The following is a 20,406-nucleotide window of genomic DNA, read 5'->3' on the forward strand; positions in this document are numbered from 1 at the left end:
TATGTGGAAATTATACTAATAGTATGACTCTAAAAAAAATAGCAGATAAGTTGGGGCTCTCCATAGGAACCGTTTCTAAAGCTTTAAAAGATTACCCTGATATTAGTGAGAATACAAAAAAAAGAGTATTGACTCTTGCCGAAGAATTGCATTACAGGCCCAACTCTTTTGCACAGAGTTTACGAAATAATGAATCTAAAGTTGTCGGGCTTATAATTCCGGAGATTACTCATGATTTTTTTGCAAAAGTGATTCACGGAGTTGTAGATGCTGCCAAAGAAAATGGATATGTGATTATTCTTCTTCAATCTGATGATTTTTATGAAAATGAAAAAGAACAGCTCGATTTGCTTTTAGACAAAAATGTAGATGGGATATTAATTTCCCTTTCCAATACTACTACTAACGTAAATCATATAAAAGAAGTCATTGACAGAGGAATTCCGGTGGTTCTATACGATAAGATATTTAAATTGTTAGATTGTTCAAAAGTGATTGTTAATGACAGGAAAGCAGCATACAACGCAACATCACATTTAATTAGGGGAGGATGTAAAAAAATAGCTCATATCAGAGGTAATTTAGATCCTCAAACTACTATTGATCGTTTTTTGGGGTATAAAGCAGCTATTGAAGATAGCGATCTTGAATATGACGAATCACTTGTGTATACAATTGATGGTTTATCTTTTGAAAACGGATATCAAGTAGCCGAACAGATGATGAAAGACCACAAAGACATTGATGGTGTTTTTGCGTTTACGGATATTATTGCTGCCGGAGTATTGATGAGATTAAAAGAATTGCAGATTGCCATACCTTCACAAGTGTCCATTGTTGGTTTTAGTAATTGGTTTCTAACAAATGTAACAACTCCGAAACTAACAACAGTTGACCAGCCGGGCTATGAAATGGGTCGAAAGGCATTTGAATTGTTGCTCAAAGAAATGAAAGCTAAAAAAGAAATGATTTCACATACAAAAGAAATTGTTGAACTGTCCACAAATCTCATTATAAGAGATTCCACCAAAGTAGTTTAAAAGTGTGAAATCGAAAACGTTTTCGCTTGATAAATCTCAGATAATAATCGAATAATTTTTATTTTAGGAACAATAGCAATTAATTTTATTACCAACCAAATTTTTATAACTATTATGAAAAAAACAGTAATCTTTTTTTCGGTGTTTATTTGTTTACAATTGAATGCTCAGCATGATGAATGGAACATCGCTACCAAAACCCCTGAAAATTATACCGGAGTTGTAGTGGCAAATGGAAGGATAGGTATTTTACCTTCGAAAAACCCTTTTGAAATTGAACAAATCATTCTCAATAATGTTTATGATAAAGAAGCTCCTTTGGGAGTCAGTAGAATTTTAAAAGGGATGAATTTTGCCGATCTTGAATTGGAAATAAACGGAGAGAAAATTACACCTGATAATATATCGGACTGGAAACAAACGCTGCATATGAAAAAGGCAGGTTTTACCACTGAATTTAATTTTAAAGACAAAGCGAAAATAAAATATACTTTATATGCTTTACGAAATGTACCTTACTCGGGTTACATAGATATTTCCGTACAAGCCAAAAAGAAAATTTCAATAAAAGCGACTGCTATCATAGACACTCCCGAAGAGTATTTAAACCCATTGAGTACTTTTAGAGTGTTAAGAGATCTGGAAACGACAATGCCTATTTTACAAACAGTAGCAAAAAGCAGGTTAGGAAAGCATACGGTAGCTTCTTCCGGAACGTTTATCTGGGAAGGAATTAATAGTACCAGAGAACACCAACGCCCCGAACTTGTTCATACGAAAGTATCCGAATATAAAAATACAGTGTCATTTGAAAAAGAAATAGCGAGAGGTATGTCTCTGGATTTTGCATGGACAGCTGCACAGTGTACAACGCAAGATTTTGATGATCCGCAAACCGAATCGGAGCGTTTTGTTATTTTTAACTTATTGACACCGAAGAAAGATTTGCTTCAACAACATTTCGATCTTTGGAATGAATTATGGCAAGGGGATATTCGTATTGAAGGAGATTTGCAATCGCAACAGGATATTCGTTTGGGGCTATACCATTTATATTCTTTTTCAAGAGCGGATTCCAATCTGAGTATAGCACCCATGGGATTATCGTCCCAGAATTATAACGGCCATATTTTTTGGGATACGGAATTGTGGATGTATCCACCACTTCTTCTATTGAATCAGGGCATAGCACGTTCTTTAATGAATTATAGATCGGACCGATTGGAAAAAGCAAAACAAAAAGCCAGAAATTTTGGCTATCGCGGAGCCATGTTCCCCTGGGAAAGTGATGATACCGGGGAGGAAGCCACTCCTGCGTGGGCACTTACAGGTATATTTGAGCATCATATTACGGCAGATGTAGCCATTGCTTTTTGGAATTTTTACAGGGTAACACAAAACAGTGATTGGCTGAAAGAGCGCGGTTATCCGCTGTTAAAAGAAGTGGCAGATTACTGGGTAAGCAGGGCGACCCGAAATAACGATGGCATCTATAGTATCAAAAATGTAGTAGGGGCAGATGAGTTTGCTCCAAATGTTACTGACAATGCTTTTACCAATGGTTCGGCTATAAAAGCGTTGGAATATGCTACTTTGGCAGCAAAAAAAATAAATCGTACGCCAAACCCGGAATGGTTAAACGTTGCTAAAAAAATAAGAATCCTTCGATTTGAAGACGGTACCGTCAGAGGACACAGTACATATGACGGGGATAGAATTAAGCAAGCAGATGTCAACCTGCTCACCTACCCGTTGGGAGTTATAAAAGATAAAGAAACCATCCTAAAAAACTTACGATATTACGAACCTAAATTAGCAGAAGAAGGGCCGGCAATGGCACAGGCTGTATTTTCAGTCATATATGCTCGTTTGGGGAATGCGGAAGAAGCTTATCGCCTGTTCAAAAGAGGGTACGAACCAAATAAGCGCCCCCCTTTCGGCGCATTGGCTGAAGCGGCAACGAGCAATAACCCTTATTTTGCTACGGGAGCAGGAGGGATGTTACAGGCTGTTATTTTTGGTTTTGGTGGCCTGTACATTACGGAAGATGGTGTGGTACAAAAGAATCCGATATTACCAAAGCAGTGGAAATCCCTCACCATTACAGGTGTTGGCCCTGACAGGAAAACATTTAAGATTGAAAAGTAATGTGTAAAATATACCGTATGAAGTACTATGCTTTTGCACTGTCTTCCCTATTTTTAATATCGTGCCAAAAAAATAAGCAATCTTCCCCCAAACCCAAAGACATGAAAATTGATAGTAGCTTTGTAAAAACAGGAGAGCAATATAGACCTGCCTTTCATTTTACTCCTGAAAAAAACTGGATGAATGACCCCAATGGTATGGTATATTATCAGGGAGAATATCATCTTTTTTATCAATATTATCCTAAGGATAATGTGTGGGGGCCGATGCACTGGGGACATGCGGTATCTAAAAATTTAATACATTGGGAAAGATTGCCGATAGCTATCTACCCTGATTCCTTAGGATATATTTTTAGCGGTAGCGCAGTCATTGATTGGGATAATACCTCCGGGTTGGGGTCTGAGGAGAATCCTCCTATGGTAGCTATATATACATATCATGACCCTGTTGGAGAAAAATCAGGGATAGATACATTTCAAAGCCAGGCAATAGCGTATAGTCTTGATAAGGGAAGATCGTGGACAAAATATTCAAAAAACCCGGTAATATCCAATCCGGGTATCAGAGATTTTAGAGATCCAAAAGTTTTTTGGTATTCCGAAAAAAAGAAATGGATCATGACTTTGGCTGTAAAAGACCATGTCAATTTTTACAGTTCTGAAAATTTAAAAGACTGGAAGTTAGAGAGTGAGTTCGGACAAAATAACGGAGCTCACGGCGGTGTTTGGGAATGTCCTGATCTTTTTTCTATGTATGATGATGAAGGGAATTTGAAATGGGTGCTGCTGGTGAGTATCAATCCCAATGGACCCCAGGGAGGTTCTGCAATACAGTATTTTGTCGGAGATTTTAACGGAAGTGCTTTTTTACCGGATCATACGGAGATAAAATGGGTTGATTACGGAGCGGATAATTATGCGGGAGTTACCTTTAGCGATATTCCTAAGGAAGACGGCCGAAGAATATTTATAGGCTGGATGAGTAATTGGCAATATGCACAGGTTGTGCCTACCGAGACCTGGAGAAGTGCTATGACATTGCCTCGAAAACTCGCGCTGAAAAACAATAATGGAGTTTATCACTTGCATTCAAAACCCGTTCGGGAAATTGATACCATTTTTGAATCACCTGTTGATGTCGAATCAAATACATATCAATCGGATAGCTCTTCCTATTTTATTGAGATCTGCGGAGAACTGACAAAGGGTACCATAACGCTTTCAAATGGCCTGGGAGAATCTTTTACGATAACTATTGATAAAGGACAACTATTTACAGATAGAACTTATGCGGGAAAAAATTCATTTCACCCGGAATTTGCTAAAATTCACAAGGCACCGATGCTCCACGATACCATATCGAAGCTCCGATTGTTTGTAGATACTTCTTCCGTAGAAATGTTTATTAATGACGGGGAGTTAGTGATGACAGAACTGATGTTTCCTACCGGATCTTTACATACAATCACCACAAAAGGAATTAATAGATTTAGATTTTTTGAACTTAAATCGATTTGGAATCAATAGGGATCTGTTAATACTAAACTTGTTTAAACGAGTTCACTAAGTAAAAAACAATGAATCAAAAGTTAATAAATTGGTCTTTAGTTGTTGCCTTGGCAGGGTTTTTATTTGGGTTTGACACTGTTGTGATTTCCGGAGCCAATCAGCCCATAAAAGAGTTGTGGAATACTTCTCCTTTATTTCACGGTATGTTTATAATGTCTATGGCGCTTTGGGGAACAGTCTTGGGAGCGCTTTTCGGAGGTATTCCTTGTGATAAAATCGGGCGCAAAAAAACCTTATTTTGGATAGGAGTCTTGTATTTAATCTCTGCTTTGGGTTCTGCTTTTGCCCCTGATCCTTATACGTTTTCTTTTTTTAGATTTATGGGCGGTATTGGTGTCGGAGCTTCATCTGTTGCTGCGCCTATTTATATTTCTGAAATCTCTTCGGCAAAGAATCGGGGAAAATTAGTTGCACTATATCAATTCAATATTGTATTCGGTATATTTATTGCATTTATTTCCAACTATTTACTGGAAGGTTTGGGCGGAACTAATGATTGGCGCTGGATGTTGGGTGTAGAAGCCCTTCCTGCATTTTTATATATTTTAATGGTGTTGAAAATACCAAACAGTCCAAGATGGCTGGCTTTGAAAAAGCAAGATGATGTAGGAGCTATTCATGTTTTAACTTTGATATATAATAAAGACAAGGCAGTTGACAAATTAAAGGAAATAAAAGAAGATGTATCAAAAACTATAAAAGGAGAAAAACTCTTTCAAAAGAAATTTAATAAAGTATTATGGTTAGGGTTTTTAATTGCTTTTTTTAATCAACTTTCCGGAATTAACTTCATACTGTATTACGCCCCGGAAATACTGGAACGTTCGGGATTGGCAGGAAAAGAATCGCTATTTAGCTCCATATCCATAGGCTTGATAAATCTTATATTTACTTTTGTTGGTGTGTATTTGATAGATCGGCTTGGGCGCCGTCAACTTATAAAAATCGGATCGGTAGGTTATATAGTCAGTTTAGTAGCGGTTGGCTGGTGTTTTTATAGTTCGGCAAGTTCTGCTGTGTTACTCACATTTATTTTATTATTTGTAGCTTCTCATGCTATTGGCCAGGGTGCCGTAATTTGGGTTTTTATTTCGGAAATATTTCCTAACAATATTAGAGCCAGCGGGCAATCATGGGGAACAGGAACTCACTGGGTTTTTGCTGCAATCATAACTCTGATAACACCTTTGTTTTTAGATAAAGATGAAGGGATTTTTGGTGATAACCCGTGGCCAATTTTTACCTTCTTTGCTTTCATGATGATACTTCAACTACTGTGGTCTGTTTTTAAGATGCCCGAAACCAAAGGTGTCTCTTTGGAAAAATTAGAAAAGCAACTGGTTGATGAAAACTAATTTGAAAATAGCCTGCTTTGGGGAAGTTCTTTGGGATGTTTTCCCCACTTATAAAATGATAGGAGGAGCTCCTTTTAATGTTGCAGCTCGATTGTATTCACTGAGTAATGACGTGTGTTTAGTGAGTAAAATTGGAAAGGATGCTGACGGAGAAGAAATTATGGCGTATATGCAAAGCAAGGGAATCAATACCGAGCATGTTCAGGTAGATGAAAAACTGAAAACAGGTGATGTAACGGTTATGTTAGATGATAAGGGCTCGGCTTCCTACACCATAGCATTTCCCAGAGCATGGGATGCTATAGGATGTACCGATAAAGTTAAAGAAGAGATTGCAAGATCCGATGCTTTTGTATTTGGCAGCCTTTCTGCCAGAAATCACATATCTAAAAATACCCTGTATGAGTTGATAGCTTGTGCTAACTATACTGTTTTTGATGTAAATCTAAGAGCTCCGCACTATACAAAAGAAAGTATTTTAGCGTTAATGAGTAAGGCTGATTTCATTAAATTGAACGATGACGAATTAATGGAAACGATGAAATATATGGGAAAAATACCTGATACATTAGAACAAAATATAATGTACATATCTCAAATGACGAGCACACCTCATATTTGTGTAACTCTTGGAAAAGAAGGAGCTGTTTTACTTTATAATGAGGAATTTTATCACCATAAAGGTTATGAGGTAAAAGTTATTGATACCGTAGGAGCAGGAGATTCTTTTTTAGCCTCACTGATTCATCACCTGCTCAGAAAAGCACCCCCCGGAGAAGCTATTGATTTTGCTTGTGCAGTAGGTGCCCTGGTTGCTCAAAAAAAAGGAGCAAACCCCGATATTACTATGGAAGAGGTTTGCCTGCTTATGAAATCTTAGTGGCCGATATAGAATTATAATTTCCCCCAAAAATCGGACAGTAATTTAAGTTAGATTTTTAATTATAAATTTACTGTATCATGAGTAGAAGAAGATTCACATCAGAGTTTAAATTCAAGGTGTTTTTAGAATCCTTGAGCGAGCGTTATACGATTCAAGAGTTGGGTTCGTAAATATGATATCCATCCAACCCAAATTACCAATTGGAAGGCTCAATTTTTAAAGAATGGTCAAGCTGTATTTGATGATCGTCCGGTAAAGGATTCAAAAACAGAGTCATAAGAGAAAGAAGATCGTTATTTAAAGAAGATCGGTCAGCAAAAGATGGAGATTGATTTTTTAAAGAAAGCCTTGTCATGAATAAGAGTTCAAAACAGCGTAAAGAACAGGTTGACAAGGCAAGTAAGCTGTCTATTGTAAAGCAATGTGATTTATTACAAATTCATCGTAGTAGTGTGTATTACATTCCAAAGGGAGAGAGTTCATTGAATCTGGAGATCATGAGATTGATAGATGAGGAGCATCTGCTTCACCCATGGCTTGGAGTTCCTCGTATAACTACTTGGCTCAATATGGATAAGGGTTATAAGATCAACAAAAAGCGCATAGAACGCCTTTACAGACTCATGGGGTTGTCTGCCGTTGGCCCCAAGCCTAATACTTCCAAAAGAGGTAAAGGGGCTTTGCATAGAATCTATAAGTACCTGTTGAGTAAGTTAAAGATTAGACATTCCAATCAAGTGTGGGCAATGGATATTACCTACATTCCAGTTCAGGGAGGGTATTTGTATTTATGTGCTATTATAGACCTTTACAGTCGTTATGTAGTGGGTTGGTCATTATCCAACACGATGACAAGTAACCGGTGCAGAGAAACCTTACAAGAGGCTATTGAAAAACATGGAAAACCAGAGATTCTCAATACAGATAAGGGGAGTCAGTTTACTGCCTATGAGTTCTGCCATTGGGTAACTCATCCTGATAGAGCCATCAAGCTCAGTATGGATGGTAAAGGAAGAGCTATTGATAATATTTTCATTGAACGATTATGGCGTAGTGTCAAATACGAACATGTATATTTGTTTCCAGCTAGTGACGGTAGAGAATGTTATAGAGGTTTAAAGGAGTATTTCGAGTATTACAATACACAAAGAAGGCATCAAAGTATCGGTAATCAACATCCTCAAACCATTTATCAACAAACCCTAAAAATAGCAGCATGAGATATGATGATACTTTGGGGAGTTATTCACAAAAAATGAGAGTTATCAGTCTCCTCCCGGACCCCCCTCTTTCAACATCATTATCTCATTTAAGTTTTAATAAAATCTGTCCTATCAATGGGGGGAATTATACTACTAAATAGTATTGATTTACTTTTTTTAAGTCAGCGTGAATGTTAATTAAAAAACTAGAAGCAATTCCATTTACCAAATCCGGTGGAATATTTGAAGAAATTCCGGCATTTCCAGCTCTTGTCATTACTATAGTTTTCTCAGAAACTCGATTCTTAATGACATCTTTATGAGTAATTAAATCTTTTCTAATATGCTTTAAATTCTCAAAATTGATACCTTCTTTTGTAATTGATTTTACCAAAATATATGGTACGCCTTCATTTTCTTTTACATATATCGAAGAATCATCAATATTAGCTCCGTTATGAACCGTCTTTATTAAAGAGCCTAACGCAACTATCGGGTATTTACTTTTTTCCAGTTTATTTATATTATCAACATATTTCTGTAAATACCTTTTAGCTATAAAACTATGTTCAAGCATTGATGAGTTAATAAAAAAATTGTTTTCATTCGACTCTTTTGAATGAAAGAACTTTGCAACATTAGGTATATCATCCTGCTTAATTGACCTTCCTTTTTTGTCATGTCCGCAATATTCATTTATCGAAATAAATAGCTCTTTGTTTTTATTTAATTTTCCTTTTTTGATGAAAAGAACACTTGTATTTATTGTAACATTTGGGCTAAAAGTTTCAAACGGTAATTCAACTATAACAAATAAATTACCTTTATTCAGAATGTATTCTCTTAGATAGCTTTCTCTTTCATTTCCTAAAATTCCGCTTGGAAGAACCATAGCCATTTTACCACCATCTTTTAGCAATTCCATGCATCTTTCTATGAAAAGTACTTGAGGTTCCTCTCTTTTCTTAAGTTTTGTTACTTTGTTCCATTTACCACTCCCTTTATCCTTTTGCCATATTTACAACTTCAATTTCACTTGTTCAAGTTACAATTTCCAGCTTCAATTTGTGATTAATTAATTTAACTCGCCTTATACGTACCTGTACTTTTTCCTCCTGGATGCAAATTTAAGTCAGAAATGGTATTAAAGCTAAAAAATAACTCAGTAAATCGCAAAAAAAGACTGCCTCCTCAGACAGTCTCTTAGTTATATAAAAAGAGTATACTTTTTACTGATTTCCTAAAATAAGCGGTATGCCATCTTTTCCGGAACCAATTACAATGACCTTGCTGTTAGGAGACTCCGATAGCTTTAAAGTGGCTTCAATGCCTTTTTCACGTAAAATTTTATCTGTTAAAGATGCACTGAGAATTTTATTGGCTATAGCTTTTCCTTCCGCATCAATTTTTTGACGCTCCGCTTCCTTCTTGGCTTTAGCCAATCTAAACTCATATTCCAAAGATTCTTGTTCTTGTTTGAGTTTGGTTTCGATAGCTGTTCTGATGGTCGGAGGTAATTTTACGTCTTCTACCAATACTCTTTTTACAACCAAATACTGATCTTTTAAAACCTGTTGTACTTCTTCAAGAATTTCATTTTGAATAGCATCTCTTTTACTTGAGTATAGTTGCTCCGGCGTATATCTTCCTACCACGCTCCTAGCCGCCGCATTAATAGCCGGATATAATAATTCTCTTTCGTAGTCTTCTCCTTTTGTTTTAATCAGGCTTCCTAAATTGTTAAATTCAGGTTCATACCAGACGGTTCCACTTACTTTAACTTCCAATCCGTTTACCGAAAGTACATTCATTTCATCGGAAATGGATTGTTGGCGTACTTTGCGAATGATCATTTTGTTCCAGGGGGCTACAATATTAAACCCTTCTCCATACGTTTTTTTCGTATTGATACCATCTCCAAAACGTTCAAAGACTACTCCTCCTTCTCCCGGACCTATGGTCACGGCCGATTTGGAAATAAAAATAATTCCCAGAATGATTACGATGATAGTGATTACCCCTCCTTTTGGGAATTTAAACTCTACTTGATTTCTTGCCATTTTTACTGAATTTTTAAATTTAATCAAATGTACAATTAAAAGTTGAAAAGTTAGTAGGTTGGGAAGTGTAAAAATTTGCTTTAATCTATAAAGTTCCGGGTATTAAGTTTTAAAGTGCTAAGTAGGTTTTCAACTCAACTTTTACACTTTCCAACGTGAAATTTTCTAACTTTAAACTGTATTATTATATTTTTCCGTAATATTTTCTAATAAACCACTCGCCTGATAATAATATCACCAGAAGTACTAACAACCATTCCCAATCAATAAAATGTTTATTTTTTGTTACTGCTTTCTGAGTAGTATAAAATCTTGAATCATCTAACAAATCTTGAATCAGCGAACGCCAGGCTGTTTTATAGTATGATTTCCCTCCTGTTTTGTCGGCTATTTTATATAATTTATCCGTATTGGCATTCGTAAATTGCTCTTCAATTTTAAAAGTCGTTATTTTAAAATTTCCCGATGCGGTTATTTCCTGATCTTTTACCTTGACGGTATAAAGATAATCGCCTGCAGGTAGGTTTTCTATTTGTAACTGATATGAATTTCCTACAACTGAAAATGGTAACCCTCTTTGTATGCTTTGATCCGAATTTGTAATTTCCATACTCAACGACACCCGGCTGTCAAACCTATAATTTTTGTCTAAATAAAGTGCGGTAACAGCTATGGGTGCATTTGCAGGAAACAGGTCATCTACCGTGACGTCCAGTCTTTTTCTAATTTTTGTTGAAGTCACGTATTGTATTAAGTTAGAGATAAAATGATCAAAAACTTCGAAAGTAGTTGAATTCAAATAACTTGCTGCCCTCCATTTCCATATTCCTTCGCCAAAAAGGATCGCGGATTTTTGCTCGCCTTCTTCAATCGTTGCCAATAAAGGGGTATCAAATGCAATTCCTTTAATATTCTGGAACAACAGGGGTTCGTATGCTTTTGAAAATATGTTTTCTCCAAAGGCATCCGTCAACGGAGGGAATTGACTAAAACCAATATCATCTTGAGAAAAAGTTAAAAAATTTGCATTATAACCTGCACTGTAATTTTCTGATTTACTGATGATATTTTTCCGTACTCCCAGTTGTTGTCTATTTAAAAACGACCAATCTGTTTTTGTACCTGTTACTATAAAATAATGAGCTTTATTTTTTTTTATGGCATCAAAAACAGTATTAAATTTAGTATTGGGCTGATATAATAATACTAATTGATAGTTCTCAATATTAAAAGTTTCTTTGCCTATCACTTTTATATCGGCTTTTCTCTGCTTATTAGTTTCTATAGACTTTTTAAGCGCTCCTACATCCGGATGTAAAACCGAAGTGATGATGAGCACCTTGGTTTGTTCGTCTATTACTTCTATGGCAAATGTTTTACTATTATTAGCAGTGTTTTTCTCTCCTTTGATTTTTTGTATAGATGCCGTATAGTAGTTTTTACCTTTTTTTAATGATAGAAGTGATGTTTGTATTGTCGCAGTTCTTTTAGTATCGGAAAAAGTAAGTCTTTTTGAAAAAACTCTTTTTCCGTTTGTACTGATCGTAAAAACACTGGAAACGGTTTCTTCCCCTTCATAATATAACAAACTCTCTATGGGAAACCGATTGTTGAGATAGCTATATCTATTTACATGTAACCGGCTTATTTTTAGATCCGTATGTTTTGTAGTATCTCCAATAACTATTGGGTATATGGGTTTGGGTGAATTTGAAAATTCATAATCGTTTCCATAAGTTTGATTCCCGTCAGTAATGAGTACAACAGCACCAACGGTATCTTCAAAAATAGAGTGAACGGATGTTATAGCTTCATTTATATTAGTTTGAGTCTCCGAATAGGTTATACTGTCTAATTTTTTAAAGCGATTCCCAAAAGAAAAATAAGAAGCAGTAAACTTATTATTTAACTGCGTATGATTCTTAAAATCGTTTAGAATGGTATTCACCTGTTCTTCTTCTTTGAAATAGGCTACAGATTCGGAATTATCTGCCAAAACGGCTAACCGAGGTTTTGTATCTATTATTTCCGTATGCTTAATTGTCGGATTGATAAAAAGCAGTAATAGGAGAAAAATACTAAGTGATCGCAAGCTATACAGAAAATACGTTACACTATTTCTACTTTTTGATCTATAGAAATATTGAAAATAGCCAACTCCCAAACTTAACATAAGGGCAATACCAATAAAAAAACCGGTTTCTAAATTCACATTATTTTAAAAAATATAAATTATAAATAAGCTCTTTTAAAAAGAAAAACCTACCCATATTAGCAAAGCATCAGAGCAAAAATTTCAGATTGAAAATTCTTTCAATTCATTTAGCATCTAAAGAGTCAAACGCTCATTAGCCCTATCAAATTATGTATAGGTTTATTATCTTTTTTAAGTAAGTATTCCGCCGTCAACACTTATTGTTTGACCTGTAACATAGGCACTCATATCCGACGCTAAAAAAACACAGGCATGTGCAATATCTTCCGGAGTTCCTCCTCTTTTCAGAGGAATGGCATCTCTCCACCCCTGCACTACCGCTTCATCTAATTTTGCTGTCATTTCGGTTTCTATAAAACCCGGAGCAATGACATTGCTTCTGATATTCCTAGATCCCAATTCTAAAGCTATGGATTTGGAAAACCCTATAATTCCTGCTTTGGATGCTGCATAATTTGACTGACCTGCATTTCCTTTTAGCCCTATAACGGAACTCATATTGATTATTGAGCCCCCTCTTTGCTTCATCATAGGCCTGATCACTGCTTTTGTAAGGTTAAAAACCGATTTTAAATTTACTTCAATGACATGATCAAAATCTTCTTCGGAAATTCTCATCAACAAATTATCTTTTGTAATTCCTGCATTGTTGACTAAAATAGCAATAGTGCCAAATTCTTCTAAAACTGATTTTACTAACTCCTGAGCGGTATCAAATTCAGCAGCATTAGATTGATATCCTCTGGCTTTTACACCTAGCGAATTTAATTCCGATTCCAATATATCGGCAGCGCTGACTGAAGCGTTATATGTAAAAGCTACATTAGCCCCCTGTTTTGCAAACTCCAGAGCAATTCCTCTACCTATTCCTCTGGTAGCACCCGTAATAATTGCAGTTTTATTTTCTAATAATTTCATTTAATGATCTGATTTAGGCATTCAAATATACTAAATAATACTCGTTTAAAATTTGAAAGCACCAAACGGAAAGCATGGAAATATCTATCAACTCTTTAATATATCGAGACCTTTGCAAAATAGTGATATATTCCGTATTAAAATTGATTTGGCTTCAAATTTCTTCCTTCTCGAAAATTTTAAACCCTCAAAACCAACAGGTTATTCCGGTTCAAATTTTTCTTCGGGCGTCGAACTTTTTTGCCAAATCAATTCTGCAAAGGTCTCATATCTATTTCTTTTTGTCCAATAAAAAATCCGTAAAGCAAGTTTTACGGATTTTTTATTTCTTTATGGTGTTATTTCTATTGCTTTACTTTTTCAGTTTTCACATAGTTAAATAAATAATCTACATCTAGTTCTTTAATTATTCCTAATTTTTTCAGAGAGGCAACATCCAAATCTTTTTTATTGCCAATGACCATTACATTGTAAGATTCTCCTTTAATATTTTTATCAAAGAATACTCTTAAGTCGTTCATAGTCATATTTTTTATGGTATTATACATAACTTCTCTGTGATCGTTGTCAATTCCTAATTTTTTTAATCTTTCATATGACCAGAAAATATTAGATTTTGTTATCCTTTGTGCTGCTAGTTTTTTTAATGTAGATTCTTTTGCTGCATTAAATTGTTTCTCTGCTTCCGGCATATCATTCATCAACTCCATCATGGCATCTACTGCCTGTTCTAATTTATTTGCTTGTGTACCTACATATGCCATTACATAATTCGGTGAATCTTTTTCAGAGGCATTACTGTAAGAAGCAAAAGCTGAATATGCCAAGGATTTGGACTCTCTGATTTCTTGAAATACGATAGATGACAGCCCGCTTCCAAAATACGTATTAAACAGTGTTGAGGCAGCCATATTTTCTGGTTTGAAAGGTGCTCCTTTAGCCAAAAACAGCATTTCTGTTTGCACCATATCATAGTCGGTAAAGAATACATTTCCTCCGGTCTCGGTTTCTTTGTATTCTTTTTTGAACGGGTATTCTTTTAAATCTCCGAAAATTTTGTGTTCCGTATTTAATGAAGCTACGGCAGCATCAATATCTTTGCCATAATAAAAAACTCGTTGCTGATAATTTTTCATGTCTTTAATTAAAGAAACCAAATCTTCCGGATCAATGGCTTTTAACTCATCCATTTGCATAATGTCTCTCAGCGGAGATTCTTCTCCGTATTTGCCATAATTCATCAATCCGTTCCATAGAATATTTCCTTTTTGGGTTTTTCCATCCTGGCGTCCCTTATAGATCTTCTCCACATACTTATCGTAAGCTTCTTTATCCGCTTTGGCGTTATCCCAAAGGTGCTCCAACAGCGCCAGCCCTTGTGACAGGTTTTCTTTTAACCCGTTGATGCCAACATACGTTTTATCTCTTGCAGTACTTACATAATAAGAAATTCCCAGTTTATAAAACTCTTTTTTCAATTCTTCGTTGGTATATTTACCTGTCCCGATGTATTCCAAGTATCCGGCAGCAAGGGATAGTTTTTTATCATGATCACTACCCATATCAAAAATAATATTCATATTGAATAAATCATTGTTCTTATTTTCTACGTAGGAAACGTTAATTCCGTTATCGGTTTTTGTTTCCTTAATTGCTTTTTTGTAGTCAATAAATTTAGGTTGGAGAGGTTCCGATTCTTTTTTATTGAATGTCAATAAATAATCCGAACTTTTATCTCTATTTAAATGTACTGGTGTAATTCCGGGATTCTCCACTTTTACAACAGATGTGTCTTCTCCTTTTCTCTTATAGGTAACCACATAATTATCCTGATAAAAATCATTTGCAAAAGCTACCAGTTCCTGTTTGCTGATACTCTTTAAATCATCTAAAAACTTTACTCTGTCTACCCAATTTTGCTTATAAATAAAAGCGTTCACATAAGCACCTGCCAGTGCCGTATTATTTTCATACTGTCTTGTTTGACTTAATTTTAAATCATTTACTACAGCTTCTATCATCCAATCTTCAAACGATCCTTTTTTAAGTTTTTCTATTTGAGCTAATAGTAACTCTTCGACTTCCTTCAATGTTTGACCAGATTTTGGCGATCCGGTAAACGTGTGATATCCGTAATTATTTAAAAATGTTGGCGAGCAACTGGCTCTTTGCACCAATTGCTTTTGGTTTAAGTTCAAGTCAATAATTCCGGCATTTCCATTTGCCATAATCATATCACAAAGCGTTACTAATTTCTCTTCTTTGGTATTCACTCCTGCTGCTCTATAGGCAATGGAAATGGATTCTGATGTAGGCCCGAAAACTTCATTTTCAATAGGTTTTGTAATTGCTTCTTCTTTTGGTAATGTCGGATGTACCAGTTCTTTCTTTTCAAACTTACCAAAGGTGTCATTTACCTTTTGGATTGTCGATTCAAATTCAAAATCTCCAACCAATACAATTGCCATATTATTGGGCACATAATATTTGTTAAAATAGTTATGAATATCTACCATAGAAGGGTTTTTTAGATGTTCACCCGTACCAATGGTAGTTTGTTGCCCGTATGGATGTTTCGGAAATAAGCCTTTTAACATAGCAGCATAACGTTTTCTAAAATCACTGTCTTGACCTCTGTTAAATTCTTCAAATACTGCTTCTAATTCCGTGTGAAACAGACGTAAAACCAATCTGCTAAAACGCTCGGATTCCAGATCTAGCCATTTATTCAATTCATTTGCGGGAATTTTATTGGTATATACGGTTTGCTCAAACCAAGTATACGCATTGGTTCCCGTAGCTCCTAAGGAAGCTGTCATTTTATCATATTCATTGGCAATTGAATAATTTGAAGCTTCTAAAGAAACGTTATCTATTTCTTTATAGACGGCTTTTTTCTTTTCCGAATCTTTTTCTGCTCTGTGTTTTTCATATAGATCAGAAATTTTATCTAAATATACCTTTTCTTTTTCCCAATCTGTAGTACCGATCTTGTGTGTTCCTTTAAACACCATATGCTCTAAATAATGGGCTAAACCGGTAGATTCTTTCGGATCATAATTAGAACCTGCCTTAACAGCAATATAGGTTTGAATTTTTGGTTCATCAGAATTTTGGCTTAAATATACTTTTAAACCATTATCCAACGTATATAAACGTAATCCCGTAGGATCATTTTCAACGGTTTCATAAGTAAAGCCATTCGTATCTTTTTGCAATGTTACTTCATAGCTTTTTCCGCTATCGGTTTTACAACTAATAAACGCTATAAATAGTACTAAAGCACTCGTAAATAACAACTTAAATTGTCTCATAGTATTGCTTTTGGTTAATAAAAAAATCTGTCAAATTTACAAATTCAACAGGTTTTACAGCGTTATTTTAAAATTTTAACAATCTTTTAATTAATTGGTTGTCCGTTATCACAGCAGATTTTGTGTTTTTACATCAAAAAGAGTATAGTTGAAAAGTTTGAAAGTTTGAAAGGTTCAAGTTCTAAGTTTTTTAATAACACTATAAATTTTATTTATAAGACTATTAAGTAAAATTTATAATAAAAGAACTCATATAAACTTTTTCAATTTCAAACTTTTTAACTTTAACTTGTTAAAACTTTTGCAACCTTTGCACCTATTTTAGCAGGAGAATCTACTACATGGATGCCATTCTTAGCCAGTATTTTCATCTTTGCTTTTGCCGTATCATCAGCACCTCCAACGATGGCTCCCGCATGTCCCATTGTTCTTCCTGCCGGCGCAGTTTGACCAGCTATAAAACCTACTACAGGCTTTCTGTTTCCATCAGCTTTTACCCATTCTGCTGCTTCCGCTTCAAGATTTCCCCCAATTTCACCAATCATGACAATAGCTTCTGTATCATCATCATTCATTAACATTTCTATAGCTTCCTTTGTAGTTGTACCAATGATCGGATCTCCGCCGATACCAATGGCAGTAGTAATACCATACCCTTGTTTTACTACCTGATTTGCAGCCTCATAAGTTAACGTACCTGATTTTGACACGATGCCTACATTTCCTTTCTTAAAGATAAATCCCGGCATAATTCCCACTTTTGCCTCTTCAGGAGTGATAACACCCGGGCAATTGGGACCAACTAAAATGCAATTTTTGTCTTTTAAATACGATTTTACTTTTACCATATCAGCGGTAGGAATACCTTCCGTAATACAGATAATTACTGAAATTCCCGCATTGGCAGATTCCATGATTGCATCGGCAGCAAACGTCGGCGGTACAAATATGATAGCTGTATTTGCATGTACAGCTTGTACAGCATCTTTAACTGTGTTAAAAACAGGTTTGCCCAAATGTTTTTGGCCTCCTTTGCCCGGAGTAACTCCACCAACGATGTTAGTGCCATAATCAATCATTTGCTCTGCATGGAAAGTTCCCTCACTACCTGTAAAACCTTGTACTATTATTCTGGAATCTTTATTTACTAAAACACTCATGGAATTTATTTTCTGTTTATTTTTAGTCAGGCAAAAATAGCTTTTTGACTGCTATCAAAAAAGGGATTGCTGCAATTTATATTATTTTTATTTTTCTCAAAAAAATGCTATTATTTATTGCTAAAACCTTTTACAATTCGTTTAATTGTCGCCAATTCTTTTAGTTTTGATTTGTATTCTTCGGCCGGGTAGCCGAAATATACTTTTCCTCCCTCTAAAGATTTACTGATACCGGACTGCGCTTGTATTACTGCTCTTTTTCCTATAGTAATTCCGCTTGTTATACCTACCTGACCCCAAATAATGACTTCATCTTCTATGATAACACAACCCGCAATTCCTGCTTGTGAAGCAATTAAACATTTTTTACCAATAATAGTGTCATGCCCTACCTGAACCTGATTGTCAATTTTGGTTTCTTCTTTAATGGTGGTACTACCGGTAACTCCCCTATCTATAGTACAAGAAGCTCCCAAATCAACATAGTCTTCTATTACAACATTGCCACATGAGATTAATTTATCATACCCTTCTGTTCTTTTCTTGTAATAAAAGGCATCGGCCCCTAAAACAGTATTTGCATGGATAGTAACATGATTGCCAATGATAGTATTATCGTAGATCGTTACATTGGGATGTATCACACAATTTTCCCCTATTGTAACATTATGGCCAATAAACACATTAGGTTGGATGATAGTATGCTTTCCAATGACGGCAGAGTCGGACACCATTTCTTTTGAGCCGACAAATGAATGAAAATGTTTAATAATTTTATTAAAATCCCGAAAGGGGTCGTCAGAAATTAGAAGAGATTTCCCTTTTGGGCAATCTACCTCTTTGTTGATTAGTATTGTTGTAGCGTTAGAATCTAAGGCTTTATTGTAATATTTTGGGTGATCTACAAAAACAATATCTCCTTTTTCCACTACGTGAATTTCATTGATTCCCGTTATTGAAAAATCAGCTTCACCTATATATTTTGCATTGATAAGTGTTGCTATCTTACAGAGAGTTTGCGGGGCTTGGAATTTCAAAATTATTCTTTAATACGTTCCTGGTAAGTACCTTTGGTTGTTTCTACTCTTATTTTATCTCCTTCATTGATAAATAAAGGCACATGTACTAATGCTCCGGTTTCTACGGTAGCCGGTTTGGTGGCGTTGGTTGCCGTGTTTCCTTTTACTCCGGGTTCTGTGTGTGTGACTTCCAGTACTACATTTGCCGGCATTTCTACTGATAATGGCATTTCATCTTCCGAATTGATAATTACCGTGACGATTTCACCTTCTTTCATTAGTTCCGGAGCGTCTAACACATTTTTTTGCAATGAGATCTGAGAATAATCTTGTTGATGCATAAAATGGTACGTATCACCCTCATTATAAAGATATTGAAATTTGTGAGTTTCTACTCTTACATCCTCAATTCTTCTTCCCGCAGGAAAGGTATTATCTATCACTTTTCCATTGGTAACACTTTTTAGTTTGGTTCTTACAAAAGCAGGGCCTTTTCCGGGTTTTACATGTAAAAATTCTACTATCTTATATATATCGTCATTATAACGAATACACAGTCCATTTCTGATATCTGATGTTGTTGCCATTTATATTAAGTCTAAAAATTAATTTCACAAAAATTAAATTAAATCAGTTACATTGAGGGGATAAAATTATAATTGTGAATTTAAAATTTGTAATTTATTTAAACTATCTTTTGCTTTCTTTTGTAAGTCAGCCATTATTCTTATGTGTTTATCCTCCTCCCCAGTATCCTTTCATAATACCTCTTTGAGAGTTACGAATAAATAAGATAATTTCATCTCTTTCCGAGGTTGCTTCCATTTCTGCTTCTATTTTTTCTACTGCTTGAGAGTTATTGTAGTTCTTCTGATACAGTATTCTGTATATATTTTGAATTTCCCTTATTTTCTTAGTACTAAAACCTCTTCTTCTCAATCCTATAGAATTAATTCCGACATAAGAGAGCGGTTCTTTTGCTGCTTTAGTATATGGAGGCACATCTTTTCTAACTAAAGATCCTCCGGAAACCATGGCATGATCTCCGATATGAATAAACTGATGTACAGCAGCTAACCCTCCTATAATAGCATAATTGCCAATATTGACATGACCTGCCAGTGCTACTCCATTTACAACAATGGCATTATTTCCAATATGACAATCGTGTGCAATATGGGCAGTGGCCATAATCAGGACATTTTTCCCGATTTTTGTTTTACCCGAAGCATTTGTACCTCTGTTTACGGTAACGCACTCTCTTATAGTGGTATTGTCTCCTATGATAGTGAGCGAGTCCTCTCCTTCAAACTTTAAATCTTGTGGGATAGCAGAAATAATGGCTCCGGGGAAAATCCTACAATTTTTACCAATTCTTGCTCCTTCCATAATCGTTACATTTGAACCTATCCATGTTCCCGAACCAATTTGAACATTTCCATGAATTGTTGTAAAGGGTTCAATAACAACATTACGTGCTATTTTTGCCTGAGGGTGAACATACGCCAGCGGTTGATTCAT

15 protein-coding genes are annotated in these 20,406 nt (G+C 35.3%); 6 read left to right on the top strand and 9 right to left on the bottom strand.

The window, feature by feature from the left end:
* The first annotated feature begins 23 nt into the window (after window positions 1–23).
* The 6 genes from GKR88_08355 (at window position 24) to GKR88_08380 (ending at window position 8,217) form a co-directional block, all read left to right on the top strand.
* The gene (locus GKR88_08355; GenBank protein QMU64295.1) at window positions 24–1,040 is read left to right on the top strand and encodes a substrate-binding domain-containing protein; all 1,017 of its coding nucleotides are present in this window, start codon (window positions 24–26) and stop codon (window positions 1,038–1,040) included.
* A gap of 114 nt (window positions 1,041–1,154) precedes the next feature.
* Complete coding sequence (locus tag GKR88_08360; protein ID QMU64296.1) at window positions 1,155–3,188, top strand: glycoside hydrolase family 65 protein; 2,034 nt, start codon at window positions 1,155–1,157, stop codon at window positions 3,186–3,188.
* A 17-nt stretch (window positions 3,189–3,205) separates the two neighbouring features.
* Window positions 3,206–4,717, top strand: a complete 1,512-nt coding sequence (locus tag GKR88_08365; protein QMU66674.1) for a glycoside hydrolase family 32 protein — start codon at window positions 3,206–3,208, stop codon at window positions 4,715–4,717.
* Between the two features lie 50 nt (window positions 4,718–4,767).
* Window positions 4,768–6,114 carry a sugar porter family MFS transporter gene (locus tag GKR88_08370; protein QMU64297.1) on the top strand — a complete coding sequence of 449 codons (1,347 nt, stop codon included), beginning with the start codon at window positions 4,768–4,770 and terminating at the stop codon, window positions 6,112–6,114.
* Window positions 6,104–6,994: a carbohydrate kinase gene (locus GKR88_08375; GenBank protein ID QMU64298.1), complete on the top strand. Its 891-nt coding sequence runs from the start codon at window positions 6,104–6,106 to the stop codon at window positions 6,992–6,994. The genes GKR88_08370 and GKR88_08375 overlap by 11 nt, the downstream gene beginning before the upstream one ends.
* A gap of 356 nt (window positions 6,995–7,350) precedes the next feature.
* Window positions 7,351–8,217 carry an IS3 family transposase gene (locus GKR88_08380; protein QMU64299.1) on the top strand — a complete coding sequence of 289 codons (867 nt, stop codon included), beginning with the start codon at window positions 7,351–7,353 and terminating at the stop codon, window positions 8,215–8,217.
* 127 nt (window positions 8,218–8,344) lie between these two features.
* Here GKR88_08380 and GKR88_08385 read toward each other — a convergent pair whose 3' ends face one another.
* The 9 genes from GKR88_08385 to lpxA form a co-directional block, all read right to left on the bottom strand.
* The gene (locus GKR88_08385; GenBank protein ID QMU64300.1) at window positions 8,345–9,217 is read right to left on the bottom strand and encodes an N-6 DNA methylase; all 873 of its coding nucleotides are present in this window, start codon (window positions 9,215–9,217) and stop codon (window positions 8,345–8,347) included.
* A gap of 211 nt (window positions 9,218–9,428) precedes the next feature.
* Window positions 9,429–10,259: a prohibitin family protein gene (locus GKR88_08390; protein ID QMU64301.1), complete on the bottom strand. Its 831-nt coding sequence runs from the start codon at window positions 10,257–10,259 to the stop codon at window positions 9,429–9,431.
* A 184-nt stretch (window positions 10,260–10,443) separates the two neighbouring features.
* Window positions 10,444–12,312 carry a VWA domain-containing protein gene (locus tag GKR88_08395; GenBank protein ID QMU66675.1) on the bottom strand — a complete coding sequence of 623 codons (1,869 nt, stop codon included), beginning with the start codon at window positions 12,310–12,312 and terminating at the stop codon, window positions 10,444–10,446.
* 333 nt (window positions 12,313–12,645) lie between these two features.
* Window positions 12,646–13,392: a 3-oxoacyl-[acyl-carrier-protein] reductase gene (fabG, locus tag GKR88_08400; GenBank protein ID QMU64302.1), complete on the bottom strand. Its 747-nt coding sequence runs from the start codon at window positions 13,390–13,392 to the stop codon at window positions 12,646–12,648.
* Between the two features lie 344 nt (window positions 13,393–13,736).
* Window positions 13,737–16,706, bottom strand: coding sequence for an insulinase family protein (locus GKR88_08405; protein ID QMU64303.1), 2,970 nt, complete (start codon window positions 16,704–16,706; stop codon window positions 13,737–13,739).
* A 284-nt stretch (window positions 16,707–16,990) separates the two neighbouring features.
* The gene (sucD, locus tag GKR88_08410; protein QMU64304.1) at window positions 16,991–17,866 is read right to left on the bottom strand and encodes a succinate--CoA ligase subunit alpha; all 876 of its coding nucleotides are present in this window, start codon (window positions 17,864–17,866) and stop codon (window positions 16,991–16,993) included.
* A 110-nt stretch (window positions 17,867–17,976) separates the two neighbouring features.
* Window positions 17,977–18,903 (bottom strand): UDP-3-O-(3-hydroxymyristoyl)glucosamine N-acyltransferase, encoded by a 927-nt coding sequence (locus tag GKR88_08415; GenBank protein ID QMU64305.1) that lies wholly within the window; start codon window positions 18,901–18,903, stop codon window positions 17,977–17,979.
* A 2-nt stretch (window positions 18,904–18,905) separates the two neighbouring features.
* Complete coding sequence (gene efp / locus GKR88_08420) at window positions 18,906–19,472, bottom strand: elongation factor P (protein QMU64306.1); 567 nt, start codon at window positions 19,470–19,472, stop codon at window positions 18,906–18,908.
* Window positions 19,473–19,620: 148 nt separating this feature from the next.
* Window positions 19,621–20,406: an acyl-ACP--UDP-N-acetylglucosamine O-acyltransferase gene (lpxA, locus tag GKR88_08425; protein QMU64307.1), complete on the bottom strand. Its 786-nt coding sequence runs from the start codon at window positions 20,404–20,406 to the stop codon at window positions 19,621–19,623.

The sequence above is a fragment of the Flavobacteriaceae bacterium genome (assembly GCA_014075215.1).
In the GTDB taxonomy this organism is placed as follows: domain Bacteria; phylum Bacteroidota; class Bacteroidia; order Flavobacteriales; family Flavobacteriaceae; genus Polaribacter.